The 19,923-nt window shown below is 56.0% G+C and carries 15 protein-coding genes and 1 pseudogene; 13 read left to right on the top strand and 3 right to left on the bottom strand.

Annotated features, from left to right (window positions below; genetic code table 11):
- Window positions 1-190 precede the first annotated feature (190 nt).
- The 8 genes from OM794_RS07965 to OM794_RS07930 all read left to right on the top strand — a co-directional run bounded on the left by OM794_RS07965 (window position 191) and on the right by OM794_RS07930 (window position 10,460).
- Complete coding sequence (locus OM794_RS07965; RefSeq protein ID WP_226249722.1) at window positions 191-1,804, top strand: ABC transporter substrate-binding protein; 1,614 nt, start codon at window positions 191-193, stop codon at window positions 1,802-1,804.
- Between the two features lie 9 nt (window positions 1,805-1,813).
- A complete protein-coding gene (locus tag OM794_RS07960) occupies window positions 1,814-2,842 on the top strand; it encodes an ABC transporter permease (protein WP_226249721.1) in 1,029 nt (342 codons plus the stop codon).
- Window positions 2,843-2,846: 4 nt separating this feature from the next.
- Window positions 2,847-3,734, top strand: coding sequence for an ABC transporter permease (locus OM794_RS07955; RefSeq protein ID WP_226249720.1), 888 nt, complete (start codon window positions 2,847-2,849; stop codon window positions 3,732-3,734).
- A gap of 10 nt (window positions 3,735-3,744) precedes the next feature.
- Window positions 3,745-5,412: a dipeptide ABC transporter ATP-binding protein gene (locus tag OM794_RS07950; RefSeq protein WP_226249719.1), complete on the top strand. Its 1,668-nt coding sequence runs from the start codon at window positions 3,745-3,747 to the stop codon at window positions 5,410-5,412.
- Window positions 5,409-6,092 (top strand): GntR family transcriptional regulator, encoded by a 684-nt coding sequence (locus OM794_RS07945; protein WP_226249718.1) that lies wholly within the window; start codon window positions 5,409-5,411, stop codon window positions 6,090-6,092. The genes OM794_RS07950 and OM794_RS07945 overlap by 4 nt, the downstream gene beginning before the upstream one ends.
- A 73-nt stretch (window positions 6,093-6,165) precedes the next feature.
- On the top strand, window positions 6,166-7,980 hold the full coding sequence (atzF, locus tag OM794_RS07940; protein WP_226249717.1) for an allophanate hydrolase: 1,815 nt from the start codon (window positions 6,166-6,168) through the stop codon (window positions 7,978-7,980).
- A gap of 100 nt (window positions 7,981-8,080) precedes the next feature.
- Complete coding sequence (locus OM794_RS07935; RefSeq protein WP_226249716.1) at window positions 8,081-8,446, top strand: hypothetical protein; 366 nt, start codon at window positions 8,081-8,083, stop codon at window positions 8,444-8,446.
- Window positions 8,447-8,456: 10 nt separating this feature from the next.
- A complete protein-coding gene (locus OM794_RS07930; protein ID WP_226249715.1) occupies window positions 8,457-10,460 on the top strand; it encodes a pyrroloquinoline quinone-dependent dehydrogenase in 2,004 nt (667 codons plus the stop codon).
- Window positions 10,461-10,530: 70 nt separating this feature from the next.
- On the opposite strand, the gene OM794_RS07925 is transcribed toward OM794_RS07930, so the two are convergent.
- The 3 genes from OM794_RS07925 to OM794_RS07915 are packed head-to-tail and all read right to left on the bottom strand — an operon-like array spanning window position 10,531 to window position 14,296.
- Window positions 10,531-11,649 (bottom strand): hypothetical protein, encoded by a 1,119-nt coding sequence (locus OM794_RS07925; RefSeq protein ID WP_226249714.1) that lies wholly within the window; start codon window positions 11,647-11,649, stop codon window positions 10,531-10,533.
- A 33-nt stretch (window positions 11,650-11,682) separates the two neighbouring features.
- On the bottom strand, window positions 11,683-13,389 hold the full coding sequence (gene leuA / locus OM794_RS07920) for a 2-isopropylmalate synthase (protein ID WP_226249713.1): 1,707 nt from the start codon (window positions 13,387-13,389) through the stop codon (window positions 11,683-11,685).
- A 16-nt stretch (window positions 13,390-13,405) separates the two neighbouring features.
- Window positions 13,406-14,296, bottom strand: a complete 891-nt coding sequence (locus OM794_RS07915) for an ion transporter (protein ID WP_226249712.1) — start codon at window positions 14,294-14,296, stop codon at window positions 13,406-13,408.
- A 172-nt stretch (window positions 14,297-14,468) separates the two neighbouring features.
- On the opposite strand from OM794_RS07915, the pseudogene OM794_RS07910 reads away from it, so the two are divergent.
- The 5 genes and pseudogenes from OM794_RS07910 (at window position 14,469) to OM794_RS07890 (ending at window position 19,908) form a co-directional block, all read left to right on the top strand.
- Window positions 14,469-17,308, top strand: a pseudogene (locus tag OM794_RS07910) (monovalent cation/H+ antiporter subunit A).
- Window positions 17,308-17,640 carry a Na+/H+ antiporter subunit C gene (locus tag OM794_RS07905; RefSeq protein WP_088698510.1) on the top strand — a complete coding sequence of 111 codons (333 nt, stop codon included), beginning with the start codon at window positions 17,308-17,310 and terminating at the stop codon, window positions 17,638-17,640. Before OM794_RS07910 ends, OM794_RS07905 begins: the two are co-directional and overlap by 1 nt.
- Complete coding sequence (locus OM794_RS07900; RefSeq protein ID WP_226249710.1) at window positions 17,637-19,151, top strand: monovalent cation/H+ antiporter subunit D; 1,515 nt, start codon at window positions 17,637-17,639, stop codon at window positions 19,149-19,151. The genes OM794_RS07905 and OM794_RS07900 overlap by 4 nt, the downstream gene beginning before the upstream one ends.
- Window positions 19,148-19,645 (top strand): Na+/H+ antiporter subunit E, encoded by a 498-nt coding sequence (locus tag OM794_RS07895; protein WP_226249709.1) that lies wholly within the window; start codon window positions 19,148-19,150, stop codon window positions 19,643-19,645. Before OM794_RS07900 ends, OM794_RS07895 begins: the two co-directional genes overlap by 4 nt.
- A complete protein-coding gene (locus OM794_RS07890; RefSeq protein ID WP_226249708.1) occupies window positions 19,639-19,908 on the top strand; it encodes a K+/H+ antiporter subunit F in 270 nt (89 codons plus the stop codon). Before OM794_RS07895 ends, OM794_RS07890 begins: the two co-directional genes overlap by 7 nt.
- The last annotated feature ends 15 nt before the right edge of the window (window positions 19,909-19,923 follow it).

Here is a 19,923-nt window from a genome sequence, read left to right as displayed (position 1 = left end):
ATCCAAAACAGCGCAAAGTGTATGCACTTTGCGCTGTTTTATCGCAACAGTAGCTTAAAAATTGCTTTTTAATACCTTTCAAAAACCGACAGGCCTTTGTTTTATAACTATAAACACTCGCACCTGCAATATCATGGCCCTCAAAGTGCATACACACTGGTAACTATCGATGCCATTGTGAGGATCAACCATGAACCGTCGCGACTTCCTTAAAAGCACTTCCGCCTTAACCCTGGGCGCTGCTGCTCTCCCCTTTTTAAAAGTACTTCCCGCCATGGCCAGCGCTAATGAAACGCTGGTAGTAGTGATGGGCAGCACGATTAACAGCCTCGACATCCACCGCAGCGGCACCAATCGCCCCAGCTACCAGGTCGCGGTGAACTGCTATGACCGCCTGATGACGTTTGGCACCAAGACACTGGAAGATGGCTCGCTAAGCTATGACTACGACAATCTAAAAGGCGAGTTGGCGGAGAGTTGGGAAGTCTCAGAAGACGGACGGACATTAACGTTCTATTTGCGTGAAGCCGCTTTCTGGGATGGCCGTGCGGTAACCGCGCAGGACGTTAAATGGTCGTTTGACCGCTCTGTAACCCTGGGCGGCTTCCCTACCACTCAGATGGCAGCAGGCTCAATGACAAGCCCTGAGCAGTTTGAAGCCGTCGACGAACGCACTTTCCGCATCCATTTACCCCACGCCTCAAAACTAACGCTTCCTAACCTCACCACGCCGATCGCCATCGTGATTAACTCACAGCTGGCGTTAGAGCACGCCACTGATGAAGATACTTGGGCAACCGAATATCTGCACCGAACCCCGGCAGGCTCGGGCGCTTTCCAAGTCGAGCGCTGGGAACCAGGTCAACAGCTGGTTTACCGCCGCAACCCGGATTGGGCCAGCGGTGAACTGCCAGGGGCAGAACGCGTCATTTTGCGGGAAGTACCCTCTACGTCAACCCGACGTGCATTGCTCGAACGCGGCGATGCCCATTTGTCACAAGACGTGCCTCCCCGTGATGCCATGGAGCTTGACGCTCAATCCAACGTAAAAGTGGTTAGCACGCCGATTGAGAACTGTCTTCATGTGCTTTGCCCAAACCTAACATTCGAGCCTTTCCAGGATGTACGCGTGCGCCAAGCCATTGCTTGGGCAATTCCCTACGAAGCCATTATGCAAAATGCCGTCTATGGGCGCGGTGTTCCCATGTGGGGTGGAGAAAGCGAGTCCCCTGCTGATATCGCCTGGCCGCAACCCTTCCCCTACAGCAACAATCTTGAACGTGCCCGCGAGTTAATGGCGGAATCGGATTACCCAGAGGGCTTTGAAGTGCCTCTCTCCTTTGATTTAGGCCAAGCGGATTGGGCAGAACCCACCGCGCTGCTGATTCAAGAGGCCCTGGGCCAGATTGGCATTACCGTCAACTTGGATCGTATCCCCGGTGCCAACTGGCGCACCCGCGCGCTGGTAGATAAGCAGTTGCCCTTACACTTGGAGAACTTTGGCGGCTGGCTCAACACACCTTGCTACTACTTCTTCTGGGCCTATATCGAAGGCAATTTATTTAACTCGTCCAATTACCACAACGACGAGATTGCCCAACTCGTCGATGAAACACTCTTTATGGCTATGGATGACCCTGAGTACGCTCCGAAAATTCGCCGCATGATCGAGATCGCCTTTGCAGATGTGCCGCGTATTCCGCTTTACCAACCGACGCTCAACGTGGCGATGCAGCCCAACATTTCGGGCTATGAGTTCTGGTATCACCGCCAGCTCGATAACCGCACGCTACGTGTCAGTTAAGGAGTCAGCATGGCCACTATGTCCCGAACGCGCCTAATTGCCTGGCGAGTCGTTCAAGCGGTACCGGTGTTGGTAGGTATTGTGATTGTTTCGTTCTTACTTACCCGGGCGCTGCCCGGCGATCCCGCCGCGTACTTTGCCGGGCCAGCCGCTAATGCCGAATCGATCCAGCAGATACGTGTCAGCATGGGGCTAGATCGCCCGCTACCGCTGCAGTTTATCAGCTATGTCCAAGACCTATTACGAGGCGACTTGGGTACCGCAATCTCTACTGGGCAGCCAGTAATACACGAGCTAACCACCCGCTTGCCTGCCTCATTGGAACTCACCGGCTTTGCGCTGCTCTTTTCAATGATCATTGCCTTACCGCTGGGTATTCTGGCCGCCACGCGTCCTAACACCTGGGTAGATCACCTATGCCGTGCAGTGGTGACCGCGGGCGTATCGCTGCCCACGTTTTTCACCGGCTTAGCACTTATTTACATCTTTTATTATTTGCTCGGCTGGGCTCCTTCCCCGATGGGTCGGTTGGATTTTTTGTATCTTTCACCGCCCAATGTAACCGGCTTTTATGTCATCGACGCACTGATTGATCGAGACCTGGAAACCGCTTGGGGAGCGCTATCGCAGCTACTGCTCCCCGCCATCACCCTAGGGCTATTCACCCTTGCGCCGATCGCGCGTATGACCCGCGCCGCCATGCTACAAACCCTGGAAAGCGAATTTATTCGTACTGCCCGTGCCGCCGGTTTGCCGCGTCGAAAAGTGCTTTTCACCTACGCCCTGCGCAACGCCATTCTGCCGGTGATTACCACGCTAGGCATGGTGTTCTCCTTCGCGCTGGGGGCCAACGTGCTGGTGGAACAAGTCTTCTCATGGCCGGGCATTGGTTCCTATGCCGTTGAAGCCTTAGTGGTCTCGGACTACGCCTCGGTACAGGGGTTTGTACTCACCATGGCACTGCTGTTTGTCGCCCTTAACTTGTTGATAGATGTGATCTACACCCTTGTGGATCCGCGTCTAAATACGCAGGAGTAGCGTCATGACCACATTAACCTCCGCGAGCAGCGCACAAGAGGGCGCACTACGCCGTTTCGTGCGCCACCTACTCTACGTTATGACCGATAACCCTGTCACAGCGGTCGCTTTTGCGCTGTTTGTGCTGATAGTGATCGCTGCGCTATTCGGCCCCTGGCTGGTGCCCTATAACCCGTTAGCCACTGATTCGAGCAGTACCTTGCAAGCGCCCTCTTGGCAGCACTGGTTTGGTACTGACCACCTGGGGCGTGATGTGTTCTCACGTGTGGTGATCGCTACTCGCCTTGATCTAATGATAGCGGTGACCGCCGTAGCGATCGCCTTTGTGGTCGGCTCCACCTTAGGCGCTATTGCTGGTTTTTATGGCGGCTGGACGGATCGAATCACCGGTCGCTTAATGGACACAATTATGGCCTTCCCGCTGTTTGTGCTGGCCATGGGGATTGTCGCGGCAGCGGGCAACACCATTGAAAACATCATCTATGCCACGGCGATTATTAACCTGCCTTTTTATGCCCGTATGGCGCGTACCGAAGTCGCTGTGCGTCGTCAGGCCGGTTACGTACAGGCCGCCCGTTTATCCGGCAATCGGGACTGGCGTATTTTGGCATTTCAAATATTCCCCAACTCACTTCCCCCCATGATGGTGCAAATTTCGCTCAACATGGGGTGGGCCATTCTTAACGCTGCCGGGCTTTCGTTTATTGGTTTAGGCGTCAGCCCACCCACCCCCGAATGGGGCATCATGGTCGCAGAAGGTGCCAACTACATTGTCTCGGGCCAGTGGTGGCTTGCCCTCTTCCCAGGGCTGGCCCTGATGCTGGCTGTGTTCACCTTTAACTTGCTAGGCGACGGACTGCGCGATCTGGTTGATCCGCTGCGGCGTACCTGAGGAGCTTACTATGGCTATCCCGCTGCTCGATATTCGTGATTTAACGGTTGAGTTCGCTACCCGTAATGGCACCGTCACGGCGGTTAAAAAAGTCGATATCAGTATTAATAAAGGCGAGACGTTAGGCATCGTGGGTGAATCGGGCTCCGGCAAATCCGTGACCTCCTATGCCCTGCTGCGCATTCTTGATCGTGCAGGCCGCATCGCTGACGGCAGCATTGTCTTTGGTGGCGTTGATGTGGGTGGTGCAGATGAACGCACCATGAGCGAGCTACGCGGGCGCGAAATGTCGATGATCTTTCAGAACCCTCGCGCGGCCCTTAACCCAATTCGTGCCGTTGGCAGACAGATTGAAGATGTAATGATTCAACACGGCCTGGCCACACGGGGGAATGCCCGCGGCAAAGCCATCAAAATGCTGCAAGCCGTTCGAATTCGTGAACCTGAACAGCGCTACCACGCCTACCCATTTGAGCTCTCTGGAGGCATGTGCCAGCGCATTGTGATTGCCATTGCGCTGGCCTGCCGTCCCCAACTACTTATCGCTGACGAGCCCACCACGGGGCTTGATGTGACGACGCAAAAAGCCGTGATGGATTTGATTGTCGAGTTGGCCGCCGAACGGCAGATGGCCACGCTGCTGATTACCCATGATTTGGGCTTAGCCGCCTGCTACTGCGATAGGATTGTGGTGATGGAGAAAGGCGAAATCGTAGAGTCAGCTGCGGTTGAAACGCTCTTCGCAGCCCCACAGCACCCTTATACCCAGCGCTTGATGCGCGCCACGCCCAGGCTTGACTCCCAGGTAGCCGATCTTCTGCCCGCCGATGATGAGCGTCGTTCCAGCACCGAGCGCCAACCCATTGGCCCACCGCTGCTTGAAGTCGATGCCCTGGTTAAAGCCTTTGGCTCGGCCGCTAAAGAAGTGCGGGCAGTGGATAATCTAAGCTTTACCCTGCACGAGGGCGAAAGCCTTGGACTCGTCGGTGAGAGCGGCTGCGGCAAGTCAACCACCTCAGCGATGATTATGCGCCTGCTGGATCCGACTAGCGGTGCGCTAAGGTTCGCCGGTAGCAATATTGCCGCTATCAGCGCAAAGCAGTTTGCTCATCACCCCTTGCGTAGCAAACTGCAAATGGTGTTTCAAGACCCCACGGATAGCCTCAACCCCCGCTGGAGCGCCCGACGTTCAATAGAGGATCCTTTGCGAAGACTTGACCAGGTCAACCGTCAGGAGCTTAACACTCGGGTATCCGTGCTTGCTGAGCGTGTTGGTTTGCCTGCCCATCTTTTAGACCGCTTTCCCCATCAACTTTCCGGAGGGCAAAAGGCGCGAGTTGGTATAGCCCGAGCCATCGCCTTGGAACCCAAGCTGCTGATTCTTGATGAGCCCACCGCTGCGCTGGATGTCTCTGTTCAGGCAGTCGTGCTGAACTTATTGGCGAGCCTGCGCGAGCAGCTCAATATGAGCTATCTCTTTATCAGTCACGATCTCAATGTCGTTCGATTGCTATGTGACCGCGTGATGGTGATGCAGGCAGGTAAAATCGTTGAAGAAGGCCCTACAGAGAAACTGCTGAGCAAGCCTAGCCACGAATATACGCGTGCTCTACTCGCGGCAATTCCTCATCCACCGGTTCAATCCAATTCTGATCACGTCCAGGTGGCTGCGGTATGAAAAGTAACTCAACTTTGAGCTCCGCCAAGTTACGCGAAGGCACCACGGTCGACGATATGCTCAGCATCCTCGCCGATGAAATCATCAGCGGTGAGATTGCCCCAGGTACCAAGTTGGATGCCCGGGTAATTGCCGAACGCTTCGCCGTATCCCGCACGCCGGTGCGCGAGATGTTTGGCCATCTTGCGGCCATGGGGCTGGTTGAAAAGCGTCCCAACCGTGGCGTAACGGTCGCCAACATCACCGATGAATTGTTAATGGCGATGTACGAAGCCATGTCAGAACTGGAGGCCGCCTGCGCCCGTCTCTGCGCACTGCGAATGACACTTGAGGAACGCCAATCCCTTCAGCGCCTTCATAAAGAGGCCTTACGCATAGTGCGCGACGGCACCACCAGCGCCTACGAAGCTTTTAACCATGAGTTTCATACTCACCTCTATGAAGGCAGCCATAGCCCCTACTTGCGCGATTTAGCGCTGGCCACGCGAAGCCGTTTAAAACCTTTCCGCAAAGCCCAGTTTCGTATGCCGCAACGCCCCAGCCTCTCCTGGCAAGAGCACGATGCCATTGTGACCGCCATTCTGGAAGGCGATGGTGAGGCTGCCGCCCGCGCCACACGTTCTCATGTAATGCAGGTCAGTATTAGCACCCAGCACTACATTGATGAGCACAGAATTTAAAAAACAGAACTTAAAAAAACATCGTATTGATGAAAACAGACACTAAGCACAGACTCTGAGCAAGGAAGACACGATGCGCTACTCACTTACCATCGAATCACTACACGCCGCCTACCAGCAGGGTGAACTCACCCCTGCGGCATTAATCGACGAGCTACTCGCACAAGCCGAAAGCCATGGCCAAGAACCTGCCTGGATCACTCGCTTGACTCGCGAACAGCTGGAACCCTACCTGCAGCGTCTTGAAGGCGAGTCGCCGCAAACACTGCCGCTCTACGGTATTCCCTTTGCCATCAAAGACAACATCGACCTGGCTGGGGTGCCCACCACAGCGGGCAGCCCGACCTTCGCTTATACCCCTACAGAGAGCGCTTTCGTGGTTCAGCGGCTGATCGATGCGGGCGCAATTCCCATGGGGAAAACCAATCTGGATCAGTTTGCGACGGGATTGGTGGGCGAGCGGGCGCTAGACGTTTACGGCACGCCGGCTAATGCTTTTGACCCAACACTGGTGCCCGGTGGCTCCAGCAGCGGCTCGGCGGTGGTCACCGCAGCGGGGATGGTCAGCTTTGCGTTGGGCACCGATACCGCTGGTTCTGGGCGAGTACCCGCCTGCTTCCATAACCTTTACGGGGTCAAACCAAGCCTGGGGCTGCTGAGCACCCGAGGCGTCGTGCCCGCCTGCGCGACGCTCGACACCATTAGTCTGTTTACCTTCACCGCCGACGATGCCGCGACAGTGCTAGGCATTACCACTGCCTATGATGAGCACTGCGCCTGGTCACGAAAGCATGACTTTGCCGTGTACGGTCAACGCTATGGCAAAGCCCCTGCCGCATTTCGCTTTGGCGTGCCGCTGCAAGCCCAGTGGCACACCGATGCGGCCTATACCCAAGGAATGCACCAGGCGATTGCCGAGCTGGAAGCTCTCGGCGGTGAAAAAGTCGAGCTGGACTGCTCGCCCCTACTCGCAGCAGCACGCCTGCTCTACGAAGGCCCTTGGGTGGCGGAACGCTACCATGTTATTAGCGAGTTGATGCAATCACACCCTGAGGCTGTTCACCCGGTAACGTTTGAAATAACCCAAGGCGGCGCTACACCGCTGGCCGTGGATGCCTTCGACGCCCGCTATAAGCTTGCGGAATTCAAGCGCCAGGCAGACGCGTTAGTCGCTAATGTCGATGTTATGCTCTCGCCCACCACGATCATGCACCCGAGCAAGGCAGAAGTGGCGGCGGATCCCATCGGCGTCAACTCACGCCTGGGCACCTGGACCAACTTTATGAACCTGCTCGACTACAGTGCTCTGGCCGTGCCTGTAGGCTTTAGCGAGCGCGATTTGCCAGTGGGCGTAACACTGTTTGGGCCGGTGTTTTCTGACTTAACGCTGCTCTCCCTCGCCCGTGCCATAGAAGCCCGCTTAATGCTGCCGTTAGGAGCCACAGGCGTTGCCCATCCGGCGTTATCTGAGCCCTTAACCAATGCCCAAGACGGCACCATGGAGCTGGTAGTGTGCGGTGCACATCTGCAAGGCCTGCCGCTTAACCACCAATTGACCGAACGCGGCGGCGTATTAGTGAGCACCACCCAAAGCGCGCCGCGCTATAAGCTGTTTGCCCTGGCAGGCGGGCCGCCCAAACGCCCAGCAATGCTACGCGACGAAAATGGCCAAGCCATTGAAGTGGAAGTATGGCGCCTACCCATCGAAGCCGTGGGCAGCTTTTTAGCAGGCATTCCTGCCCCGCTCGGTTTAGGCCAAGTGGAGCTCGCCGACGGGAGTTGGAAATGTGGCTTTATCTGCACCGCAGGGGCGTTAAACGAAGGGGGTGAAGCAGAGGACATTACCGAGTTTGGCGGCTGGCGAGGATGGTTAAAGCGTCAGTCTTAGTTAGTTAAGCGGTAGCACTCAGGTCGAAAAGGTGTCGTTATCTGCTAAGTTAATAGTGCCCATAGCTTGCTATGCCAATCATCAAGGAGGAAGAAACGCTTTGTCGACATCACCCTCGACCCGGCTAGGCGCAATGATGCTATTGATCGCCTCGCTCGCAGGTCTCGCTATCGCTCTCTATGCCTATTTCACCCCACTGACCGGAGTTAATGGGACACTCGGCGCTATGGTCGCCATTTTGGCCTGCCTCGCTCTTACAGTGATGTCGTTACTTCTCTTTAAGGTATCAGGACGTGGTGTTTCCATTACACTGCGGGTGCTTATTCTGATAGGCCTTGCTGGCACTTTTTTCGCTGCAATGCTGCTACACCAGTGGTGGATCTGCGTTGCTATGGTGATCGGCCTGATCGGGCTGCTCCTCGATATGGTTCGCCCGTCGCATCACGCCCGAGCCACCCATACCTAAGGAGCCGACCATGCCGACTTTGATTACCACTAAACAACGCCTGGGCACGGCTACTGCGCTGGCAATTTGCCTTGCCCCTATGCCACTTTTGGCACAAGAAGAGCCTGAGGAGCAGGAAAATGCTGCCCAGCAGGCAGAAGTTAGCGCTACACCCATACCTTTGGTACCTAGCGAACCCACCTGGGATAGCTTCCATGGTCAGCTCAATGCGCAAAAATATAGTCCGCTGGATCAGATCAATACCGACAACGTTGGCGAATTGGAAAAAGTATGGGAAGTGCACACTGGGGATGTGGCTGATGGTTCTGGGGATTTACCCGCCACGGTCTGGTCTGCCACTCCGGTGTTTGCCAATGAGACGCTCTATATCGGTACCCCCTTCTACCGGATTCTGGCCCTAGACCCCGCGAATGGCGAAGAGAAATGGAGCTTCGATACGCAATCCTCTCTTGAAGCGCTCACCCAGCCCGCCTTGAAGAATCGCGGTGTCGCCTATTGGGAGGCAGAGGATCCAGAAGCAGGCGAGCGCTGCCAAAAAATTATCTATATGGGCACCATGGATGCCCAGCTATTCGCGGTCGATGCCGATAGCGGTGAACAGTGCGCAAACTTTGCTAATAACGGTGTGCTGGACGTCAACCAGTGGAACGATACCAACGACCGCTGGCCGTTATCGCTACTGCAACCACCCACCGTGGTTGGCGACCACTTGATTCTAGGCTGGGCGGGAATGGACTGGGCCTATGAGCAGGCCCCACCCGGCACCGTCTACTCAATCAATGCCCGCACTGGCGAGCGCGAATGGACGTTCCAGGCGCTCAGCGATGAGATGCGCGAGCAGAGCGGTACTGCTAACATTTGGACGCATATGTCCGCCGATGAAGAGCGAGGACTGGTTTATCTGCCGGTTTCATCTCCATCGCCAAATTACTGGGGCGGCAATCGCACCGAGGAAGTACCCCTGGGGACCTCCACCACCGCCCTGGATATCGAGACCGGCGAAGTCGTTTGGTCGCGGCAGTGGGTTCATCACGATATCTGGGACTACGATACCGTTGCCGCACCAACGCTGATGGACATCACCGTCGATGATGAAGAGATTCCGGCGCTGCTTCAGGCGACCAAAATGGGTTTTCTGTTCGTGGTCAATCGCGAAACCGGCGACGATGTTTGGCCAATTGAGGAGCGCCCGGTTCCCAGCGGTGATGGCAGCGTTGAGGGCGAAGTTTACGCGCCGACTCAGCCCTTCCCGACCAAACCAGCGCCACTGTTAGATCAGTCCGAGAAGCCCGACGTCTGGGCACTGGCTGATGCAGTTAGCTTTGGGGAGTGCTCAGCGCTCTGGAATGATCTCAGCTATGAAGGTATGTACACCCCGCCGACGACCCAAGGCGAAGGCACGCTTGGCTTTCCCATCAGTGCGGGCGGCGTTCAGTGGGGCGGCGTCGCCTTCGCTCCAGAAAGCCAGACCGCCATCGTCAATACCTCGCACATTGTGCAGTACATAAAGCTCTATAATCGAGAGGATTATGAAAAAGCGGATAGCGGCTCGGGTAACGAAAGTGGCTTCGCCCCCCAGGAAGGCGCGCCCTATGGGATGCGTTTAGAGGTCGCGCTGAATCGGTGGGGCATGCCCTGCTGGGAACCGCCCTTTGGTGAGCTTGTCGCCCTCGACATGACGACAGGTGATATCAAATGGCGTCGACCCGTGGGCGCATCGCAACAGTATGGCTTCTTTATGCCAGAGAGTTGGGGCTCGCCCACCATTGGCGGACCAGCGGTAACCGCTGGTGACGTTATCTTTATTGGCGCCTCCATGGATGCCAAGGTGCGTGCCTACTCGCTGGAAACCGGTGAGGAGCTGTGGTCGGATCAGACCGAAGCCCCCTCCGTCTCTAACCCCGCGGTCTATGAGTACAATGGCCGCCAGTATGTTGCCTTTGTTTCCGGCGGCAATACCATTCTGAAAGATCAGGTTGGCGATCAGATCGCCGTTTATGCCCTGCCGGAATAGCGCTTGAGGTTGACCAATAGCAAAACGGGGCGGCCTTAAGGCCGCCCCGTTGATGTTACATCTCATCTTCTTAGTTAGTTTCGTCGACTTGCCTTGGAGTACGTTTGGTTAATGCATGGTTAGCAGTTTTAATACATACCCGCATCAACGGCACTAACAGCCACAGCACAGGCGTAAGCAGCCAGCGATAAGCAAATCGCGCCACTACCAGCATCGGCAGTAGCACGATTAGCCAGATAAGAAACTGACCCAACCATACCGGCCAGCCTAGCCAAGTCGAAAGGTTGGCGCCCAACGCACTGACTAGGCTTGGGTGGCGAATCACCACATAAGCGGTGCCTGCAACCGCAGCGACTTTGGCCACACGCGGCAGTGTCGCGAAGCGACCGCTGGTAGCTAAAACGCCTTGACCCAAGCCAGCGCGAGTTCCCTGGGCTTCAACGCTCCCCACCCGCGCAGCACGAGCAGCCCTACCCGCCCGCAGCACCTTAACGGTGCTGGCCATGACCAGTAGATCGACACCGGCCCAGCCTAGATCGGCTGCGTCAATGGCGTCGCCGCGGCGCCACTGGCTTTCAAGATCGCGTAGCCCGCTGGTAAAGAAATCGCCGACGCCCGCGACGACTCGCTCACCCTGCAACCACTCAACCTCATCTTGCTCACTGACCACAAACTGGTTAAGCAGTGCGTGGCCATTGGCATCTAGCAGCGCAATGCCCATCTGGCCGCGACGGTAAGGCGTGAACGCTGAACCCGCACCGCCCTCCTCATCGCTCCACCAGCGACTAAGCTGCTGGTAGCGCTCGCCCAACCAGTGCTGCGCCCTAAGCGTTGCGACATCGTGGCGGCTAAAGTAGCTGATGGGCAGTACGGCGTCAGCGCCAAAGCGCACCAGCACCTGCTGGAACTGAGGCGATAAGCCGAACTCCACCAGCACATCGCGGGCTATATCACCATGGCGTAACATCGCCAGAGAAGCGCTCATCCATAAGGCTTGGTCGGATGAATAGCTAAGCAAAAGCGCGTTAATCTCTGGCGACTCCTGCTTAAGCGATGCCTCTAGAGCAGGCAGCGCCCGCTGCGCTTCCAGGCGCACCAGTCTATCTTCAAACGGTTCGTGGGAAGCTACCGCTGATGCTAGCCCGGCAGTCACCAACGCGATTAACACTATGATCTGCCAGGGCCGCATCGCTTTCCACCTTGGTATGTTGGCAATCGCCTATTAGCCCAACGTCTCCGCCGTCACGTTCGCCGCCGCGGGCTGGGTGGAGTGGTGGCGATTGATCGCGCTAAGCACGCCTTTCATGGAGGCACTGGTAATGCTCTCATCGGTGCCTACACCAAACACCGCTTTGCCATCGATACGTACTTCCACATAAGCTATAGCTTCAGCATCGGCGCCCTGGCCACGGGAGTGTTCGTGGTAGTCGATGATTTCCACATCGTGTCCAGCGGCGGCCAGCGCCTTAATAAAGGCCGCTAGCGGGCCGTTGCCCTCGCCAGTAAGCGTTTGCCGCTCACCGTTTTGTTCGACCACCGCATTCAACGTGACTTTGGGGCTGTCGGGCTCCGACGACAAACGATGACTCACTAGCGCAAAAGGTGCGCGCTGCTCTAAATACTCATCGGCAAACGCCTGATAAATCATCTGCGAGGTAATTTCTTTACCTGTGCGCTCAGCCACTTCCTGCACCACTTGGCTAAATTCGATGGAGAGCCGACGCGGTAACTCAATACCGTGCTCCTGCTCCAGCAGGTAGGACACACCGCCTTTGCCGGACTGGCTGTTAACCCGGATAACGGCTTCGTAGCTGCGGCCCACGTCCAGCGGGTCGATAGGCAAATAAGGGACGTCCCAAACTGCATCAGGGTTGGTGCGCCGGTCCGCCATGCCTTTTTTGATAGCGTCCTGGTGGGAACCGGAGAAGGCGGTAAACACCAGGTCGCCCACGTAAGGGTGGCGGGGATGCACCGGCAACTGGTTGCAGTACTCCACTTCACGCATGATCGGGGTAATATTGGAGAAGTCGAGCTGTGGATGAACACCCTGGGTATACATGTTCATGGCCAAGGTGACGATATCCACATTGCCGGTACGCTCGCCGTTACCGAACAGCGTGCCCTCAACCCGGTCGGCCCCGGCCATCAGCGTGAGCTCGGCTGCCGCTACGCCGGTACCGCGATCATTATGGGGGTGCACGCTGACAATCAGGTGATCGCGGTTTTTGACATGGCGACAGAACCACTCGATCTGGTCGGCATAGTTATTCGGCGTGGCGACTTCCACCGTCGCAGGCAAATTGACAATAATGGGTTGATCGGCACTGCTGCCGTAAGCCTCCATAACCGCTTCGACGATTTCGACGGCAAAGTCCATCTCGGTGGTAGTGAAGAGCTCCGGCGAGTACTGAAACGTCCAGTTGGTTTCTGGCGCGGCATCCATCTGGGCACGGATTTGCTGGGTCGCCTCCACGGCTATTTGAACACACTCCGGCTTATCAACGTTAAACACCACCCGGCGGAACATGGGATCAGTAGCGTTATAGACGTGGACAATGGCGTTCTTGGCGCCTTTCAAGGCTTCAAAAGTGCGTTCAATCAAGTGCGGGCGCGCCTGAGTCAGCACCTGAATAGTCACATCCTCAGGAATTTTATCCTGCTCAATCAGCGAGCGCACAAAATCGAAGTCCGTTTGTGATGCGGACGGAAACCCTACCTCTATCTGTTTAAACCCAACCTTGAGCAGCATGTCGAAAAAGCGCTGTTTACGCTCCTGATCCATGGGGTCGATCAGTGACTGGTTGCCATCGCGCAAGTCAACGCTGCACCAGATAGGCGCCGTTTCGATGCGCTTGTTCGGCCACTGGCGGTCGGGCAGGTCAACGGCCACAAAGGGGCGGTACTTTTTGGCAGGATCAGTCAACATCATGGCGGCTCTCCTAAAATCAGTCAGTTGTGGGCTTATCAGTGTGCTTACCGCCCACGTCATTCTGGTGCTTGGGGGCTGTCGAGTAGGCTTGAGCGAGGGCTGACTCCATGCGATCAAGCTGCGCTTTCAGCCCGCGAACATCATTGCGTAGTGACTGCAGCTCGGCTTCTTCGCCTTCGCCGCTGTCCAGCGCCATTTGCGCACTCTCTTTCTGCATCACATCCAGCACAATACCAATCATCATATTGAGAAAGATAAAGGCGTTCAAAAAGATAAAGGTTAAGAAATAGATCCAGGCGTAGGGGTAAACCTCCATGGCAGGATAGAGCACCGCCGTGGCCCAACTCTCAAACGTCGCTACTTGAAACAGCGTGAGCATCGCCAGGGAAATATTGCCCCATAGTCCCTCGTCGACATTGTGAAACAGAAAACTGCCAATGGCGGCGTATATATAGAAGATGATAAACATCAGCAGCACCACATAGCCCATCCGCGGCACCGATTTCACCAGGGCGCTAAGGAGCATCTGCAGTTCAGGTATCATCGAGACCAGGCGTAACACTCGAAAAATGCGCAGCAACCTTGCCAACAACACCATTTCCGAGTCGTCCATGGGAATGAGGCTGGCGGTAACAATTAGAAAATCAAAAACGTTCCAGCCCTTTTTGAAGAAGTCGAGAAGGCTGCGCTCTGCGGCCATTCTGATTAAAATTTCAATCAGGAAAAAAATCGTCACGGCGATATCGAGATAGAGCAGCCACTGCTCGACCTGGGAAGTTTCGTCGTAGGTCTTGGCCCCTATCACCAGGGCAGAGATGACGATAATGGCAATCACCACCGCTTCAAAAAACTTGTTGGAGCGGAGCTTTTCGAAACGGGCCTGCCAGGTAGTAAAGGACTCACTCATGTAACAAAAAATCTCTCAACGGTTAATCCGCACACTTTATACTAAAATTACACGCCTGCTACACAAGTGATATCCTGTTGTTTCACTTGATGTATGCTGCGCCACCAGAACGCCTTTATGGGCGCCCTGTTGGTACCCTTTTGACTTTTTTATTTAGCCGCTGGATGACCCCATGACACTGCTTTGGATAGCCTTATTGCCTCTGCTAGGCGTACTGGTACCGGCACTCACCGCACAGCGTGGGCGAAGTTTCTGTTCCCTCGCAACGGCGGTGCTGCCAGCTACCGCCTTAGTAATGACGCTACTCAACGTGCCAGCTCTGCTAGATGGCGAGCAATTGCGTTTTTCGGCCACTTGGATGCCTGAACTGGCGCTAAACCTAGCGTTTCGCCTGGATGGGCTATCGCTGCTGTTCAACCTACTGATACTCGGCATTGGCCTACTGATTATTCTTTATGCGCACTACTATTTAGCCAAAGATGAGCCCTTTGGCCGATTCTACGCCTTCCTGATGCTATTTATGGCATCAATGGTGGGTATTTCAATGTCGGACAACCTGATTCTGCTCTGGCTGTTCTGGGAATTAACCAGCCTCTCCTCGTTTTGCTGATCGGTTACTGGTCGCACCAATCAGATGCCCGTAAAGGCGCACGTATGGCGCTAACGGTGACGGGTGCGGGAGGCCTAGCACTGCTGGCGGGCTTACTGTTACTCGGCGATATGGCAGGCAGCTTCAACATGGGCGATGTGCTGGCCAGCGGAGACGTTATCCTTGCCGACCCGCGCTATCCGCTTATGCTGGGTTTAGTACTGTTGGGGGCCTTTACCAAATCGGCCCAGTTCCCGTTCCATTTTTGGTTGCCCCACGCCATGGCGGCGCCCACACCAGTATCGGCGTATCTGCACTCAGCCACCATGGTGAAAGCGGGCATTTTCCTGATGGCGCGTCTGCATCCTGCCATTGCCGGTAGCGAGCTGTGGAGCGTGGTCGTTTCCCTGGTCGGCATCATCACCATGCTGTATGGCGCCTGGTTTGCGCTGATGAAGACCGATCTGAAAGGTATTTTGGCGTTCTCAACTGTTAGCCATTTAGGCTTGATTACCGTGTTGTTGGGTATCGGCAGCCCCATGGCGATTTTGGCTGCGCTTTTTCACATTCTCAATCACGCCACCTTTAAAGCCGCGTTGTTTATGAGTGCCGGCATTATCGATCACGAAACCGGCACACGGGAGCTAAAGCAGTTGGGTGGCCTGAAAAAAGCCATGCCGGTAACGGCGCTACTGACCACCCTGGCAGCGGCAGCGATGGCCGGCGTACCGCTTTTTAATGGTTTCTTATCCAAAGAGATGTTCTTCACCGAAGCGCTGGCAACCCCCGTTCTGGGAGGATTGAGCTGGTTATTACCTGCGCTAGCGGCGCTCGGTGGCATTCTTTCTGTGGCCTATTCACTGCGTTTAGTGCACGCCGTTTTCTTCAAACCGGCCCGTGAAGCCCCTCCGAAGGCGCCCCACGAGCCGCCGCACCTTATGCGTTTGCCGGTAGAAATATTGGTAGCCCTGTGCGTGGTAGTGGGCCTGTTCCCGGCCTTTATGGCAACGGGATTATTAGAGCTCGCCAGCCAAGCGGTGATTGGTAGCCCACTAGATTTCCACCTGGCTATTTGGCATGGAGTGAATCTACCGCTCATCATGAGTTTGCTCGCCTTCGTGGTGGGTATTGCACTCTATTGGCGCTATGGCGAGGTGCGTCGATTTACTCAGCAGTTTGCCGGGGTCGATGCCCGGCGGGTGTTTGAGCGCATACTTGTCTCCATGGGCTATCGCGCCGAGCAGCTTATTGCCAAGCTGGAAGGCAATTCGCTACAGCGTTATGTGGGCTGGCTCTGGCTAGGCGCATTAGTCATGGGTGGGATCGGACTGGTTCAGATCACTGACTTAACGGGCGCTGCTGGCAATCAAGAGCTGGATGGTATCCTCATACTCGGGGCGGGGATGCTGATGTTTGGCGGCGTGGCCACCGCTGCCACTCACCGCTACCGGCTGATTTCTCTGCTGATGCTATCGGTCGTCGGGCTCTTTGTGGCGCTCACCTTTGCTCGTTTCTCAGCACCCGATTTAGCGCTGACACAGCTTTCGGTGGAAGTGGTGACCATGATCCTGTTGATGCTGGCGCTATTTTTCCTACCGCAAAAGACCCCACGGGAATCCAGCCCACTACGCAACGTTCGCGATATGCTGCTGGCAGGCACGCTAGGCTTGGTGATCGCCAGCCTTAACTACGCGGTCATGACACGAGAGACGCTGTCGATTTCCAGCTTCTTTGTGGAGAACAGCAAGCCGGGCGGTGGCGGCTACAACGTGGTCAACGTAATTCTGGTCGACTTCCGGGGATTTGATACCCTGGGTGAAATCACCGTACTGGCTATCGCGGGCCTGGCTATCTTTAAGCTGCTGAACCGCTTACGCCTGTTTATGCCGCACAGTGACGGCGAAGGTCGGGTATGGTCGCCTGACCGTTACCCGGCGGTACTCACGTCAATTTCCATGACGCTACTGCCGTTGGCACTATTAGTCTCTGCATTTATCTTCCTGCGCGGCCACAACCAGCCGGGTGGCGGCTTTATTGCCGGACTGATTACCGCTGTTGCCTTGATCCTCCTGTATATGGCGCGGGGCGTAGAGTGGGCGCAAGAGCGCCTGGACTTCCCTTTCCAACCCGTGGCGGTTATCGGGGTAGCGATTGCTACGCTCACCGGGCTGGGTAGCTGGCTGTTCGGACATCCGTTTTTAACCTCAGCATTCGGCTACTTCACCCTGCCGCTCATCGGTACCTTTGAACTGGCCACCGCGCTGCTATTTGATCTGGGTGTCTACTTAGCGGTGGTGGGCGCTACGCTGATGATTCTTGCCAACCTGGGCAAAGTCACGACCGCCCATAGACCGGTGACCGAAGCCTCGGAAAAAGAGGCTGACGCCAACACCGCAACGCCCGCAGCCAAGGAGCCTCGCTAATGGAACTGCTCTACGCAATGACCACCGGGGTATTGACCGCCTGTGGCCTCTACTTGACCTTGCGAGGCCGTACCTTTCCGGTGGTGGTAGGTCTCACTCTGCTCTCTTACGCCGTCAATCTGTTCCTGTTTTCGATGGGCGGCCTGACCACTGATGGCCCCGCTATTGTGTCTGAAGGAGCTAACTATGCCGACCCGCTCCCCCAGGCACTGGTTCTCACCGCCATTGTGATTGGCTTCGCCATGACGGCCTTTGTGGTAATTCTGGCGATGCGGGCGCGTAGTGAAGTGGGGAACGACCACGTCGACGGTAAAAAGGAAGACCGAGAATGATGCAGCATCTGATTGTTTTCCCTGTTGTTCTACCGTTAGTGGCGGGCATTCTACTGCTCTATCAGCGCCAGGGATTAGTACGTTACAAACGCGCGGTGAGCGTTGCTGCCACCGCACTGCTGCTGTTGGTAGCGATTGGCTTATTACGCCAAGCCGCCAGCGGAGAGATTACTTACTACGCCCTGGGCGATTGGCAAGCCCCGTTCGGTATCGTGTTAGTGCTGGATCGCCTCTCGGCGTTAATGCTGCTGCTGACCGCCATTCTGGCCGTTGGCGCAGTGGTGTTTGCCTGCGCGGGCGACGACGAGAAAGGCAGTAACTTCCATGGTCTTTTTCAGTGGCAACTGCTGGGCATCAATGGCGCCTTTTTAACCGGTGATCTGTTTAACCTGTTCGTCTTTTTTGAAGTTCTGCTGCTGGCTTCTTACGCCCTACTGCTGCACGGCGGCGGCAAAGCACGCATTCAGGCCAGCGTGCACTATGTGGTGCTTAACCTGGCGGGTTCTTCGCTGTTTCTGATTGCAGTGGGTGTGCTGTATGGCGCCACGGGTACGCTCAATATGGCCGATATGGCGATTCGTGTCGCCGAAATACCGGCAGAGCGAAACGGCTTAGTAAGCGCAGGGGCGCTGATGCTGCTGGTAGTGTTTGGCTTAAAAGCCGCCATACTGCCGCTCTACTTCTGGCTGCCCAAAGCCTACGCGTCTGCTCCCGCACCGGTAGCGGCACTGTTTGCCATTATGACCAAAGTGGGGATTTACGCCATCCTGCGCGTCTACTCACTTATTTTTGGCGATAGCGCTGGTGGTTTGGAGGCGCTGGAACAGCCCTGGGTTTGGTGGCTATCACTTGCTACCTTGGCAGCCGCAGGCGTTGGGGTAATGGCCGCGCGAGATCTGCGCTTGCTGGTGGCTTACCTTGTGCTGGTATCGGTAGGCACGCTGCTGGCAGGTATCGGCATGCGCTCACCCCAGGCGGTCTCTGCGCTACTCTATTACCTGATCCACACTACGTTGATCACCGGGGGGCTGTTTCTGTTAGCCGAAATGATTGGCCTACAGCGTGGCAAAGCGGGGACGCGCTTAGTTAAGGGTCGCCCTATGGTGCAGGGCGCAGCACTCGCCATGCTCTTCTTTGTCGGTGCTATCGCCGTGGCAGGCGTCCCGCCCTTTTCCGGCGCTTTCGGCAAGGCATTAATGCTTAATGCCGCTGAAGGTACACAGCGTCTGTGGCTCTGGCCGCTGCTGCTACTAACCAGCTTAGCCTCGCTAATTGCCCTTTCCCGAGCGGGCTCGACGCTGTTTTGGCGCAGCCACCGGGGCACCAGCAGCGGCACCCCGCTACCCCGTCGTCAGTGGTTTGGCGTTATCTGGCTACTGAGCGCAGCCCCGCTATTAGTCGCCCTGGCAGGGCCTGTGAGCAGCTACACTCAAGCCACGGCTGATCAACTCGCTAACCCCCAGGTGCTGATTCGCACGCTACTCCCCAATGCTGCTGGAGATGCCCCATGATCGCCCCGCGCTCCTGGCTACCCACGCCCGTTTTATCGATACTACTGCTAGTGGTTTGGCTGCTGCTAGTACGCAGTTACGCCTTTGGTCAATTCGTACTCGGCGGCTCATTAGCCATTTTAATCCCCCTGCTGACCCACCGCTTTTGGGATGCCCGCCCACTGATCGGCAAGCCCTTCATGCTGCTGCGGTTTATCTTCCGGGTAATGGGCGACATCATCACCGCCAACTTTGAGGTGGCTTATCTGATCGCCAATCCATGGCGCAAACTTAAGCCCCACTTCATTGAATATCCGCTCATGCTCGAAGAGCGCTTCACCATCACGCTGCTGGCCAGCACGATCAGCCTGACACCGGGCACCGTATCGGCCAATCTACGCATGGATGGTAAGTCGCTGCTGATTCACGCCTTAAACGTGGACGATGAGGAGGCGCTGATTAATCAGATTCGTGAGCGCTACGAACGCCCGCTCAAGGAGATTTACGAATGTTGAGCTTTGCGCTGTATATCACCTTAGCGCTGGTGGTGATGGCCCTGTTGATGAACCTCTACCGGCTGACCATCGGCCCCAGCCTGCCCGACCGGGTACTCGCTCTGGACACTATGTACGTCAACTCGATTGCACTGATCGTGCTGCTGGGGCTATGGCTGAACAGCAAAACCTATTTCGAGTCGGCGCTACTGATTGCGATGCTTGGTTTCATCAGCACCGTGGCGGTATGCAAATATATTCTGCGTGGAGACATCATCGAATGATGAACATGAGCTATC

Origin of the sequence: Halomonas sp. BDJS001 (genome assembly GCF_026104355.1) — a bacterium.
Classification (GTDB): domain Bacteria; phylum Pseudomonadota; class Gammaproteobacteria; order Pseudomonadales; family Halomonadaceae; genus Vreelandella.
This window is presented reverse-complemented; position numbering and strand designations above follow the sequence as displayed.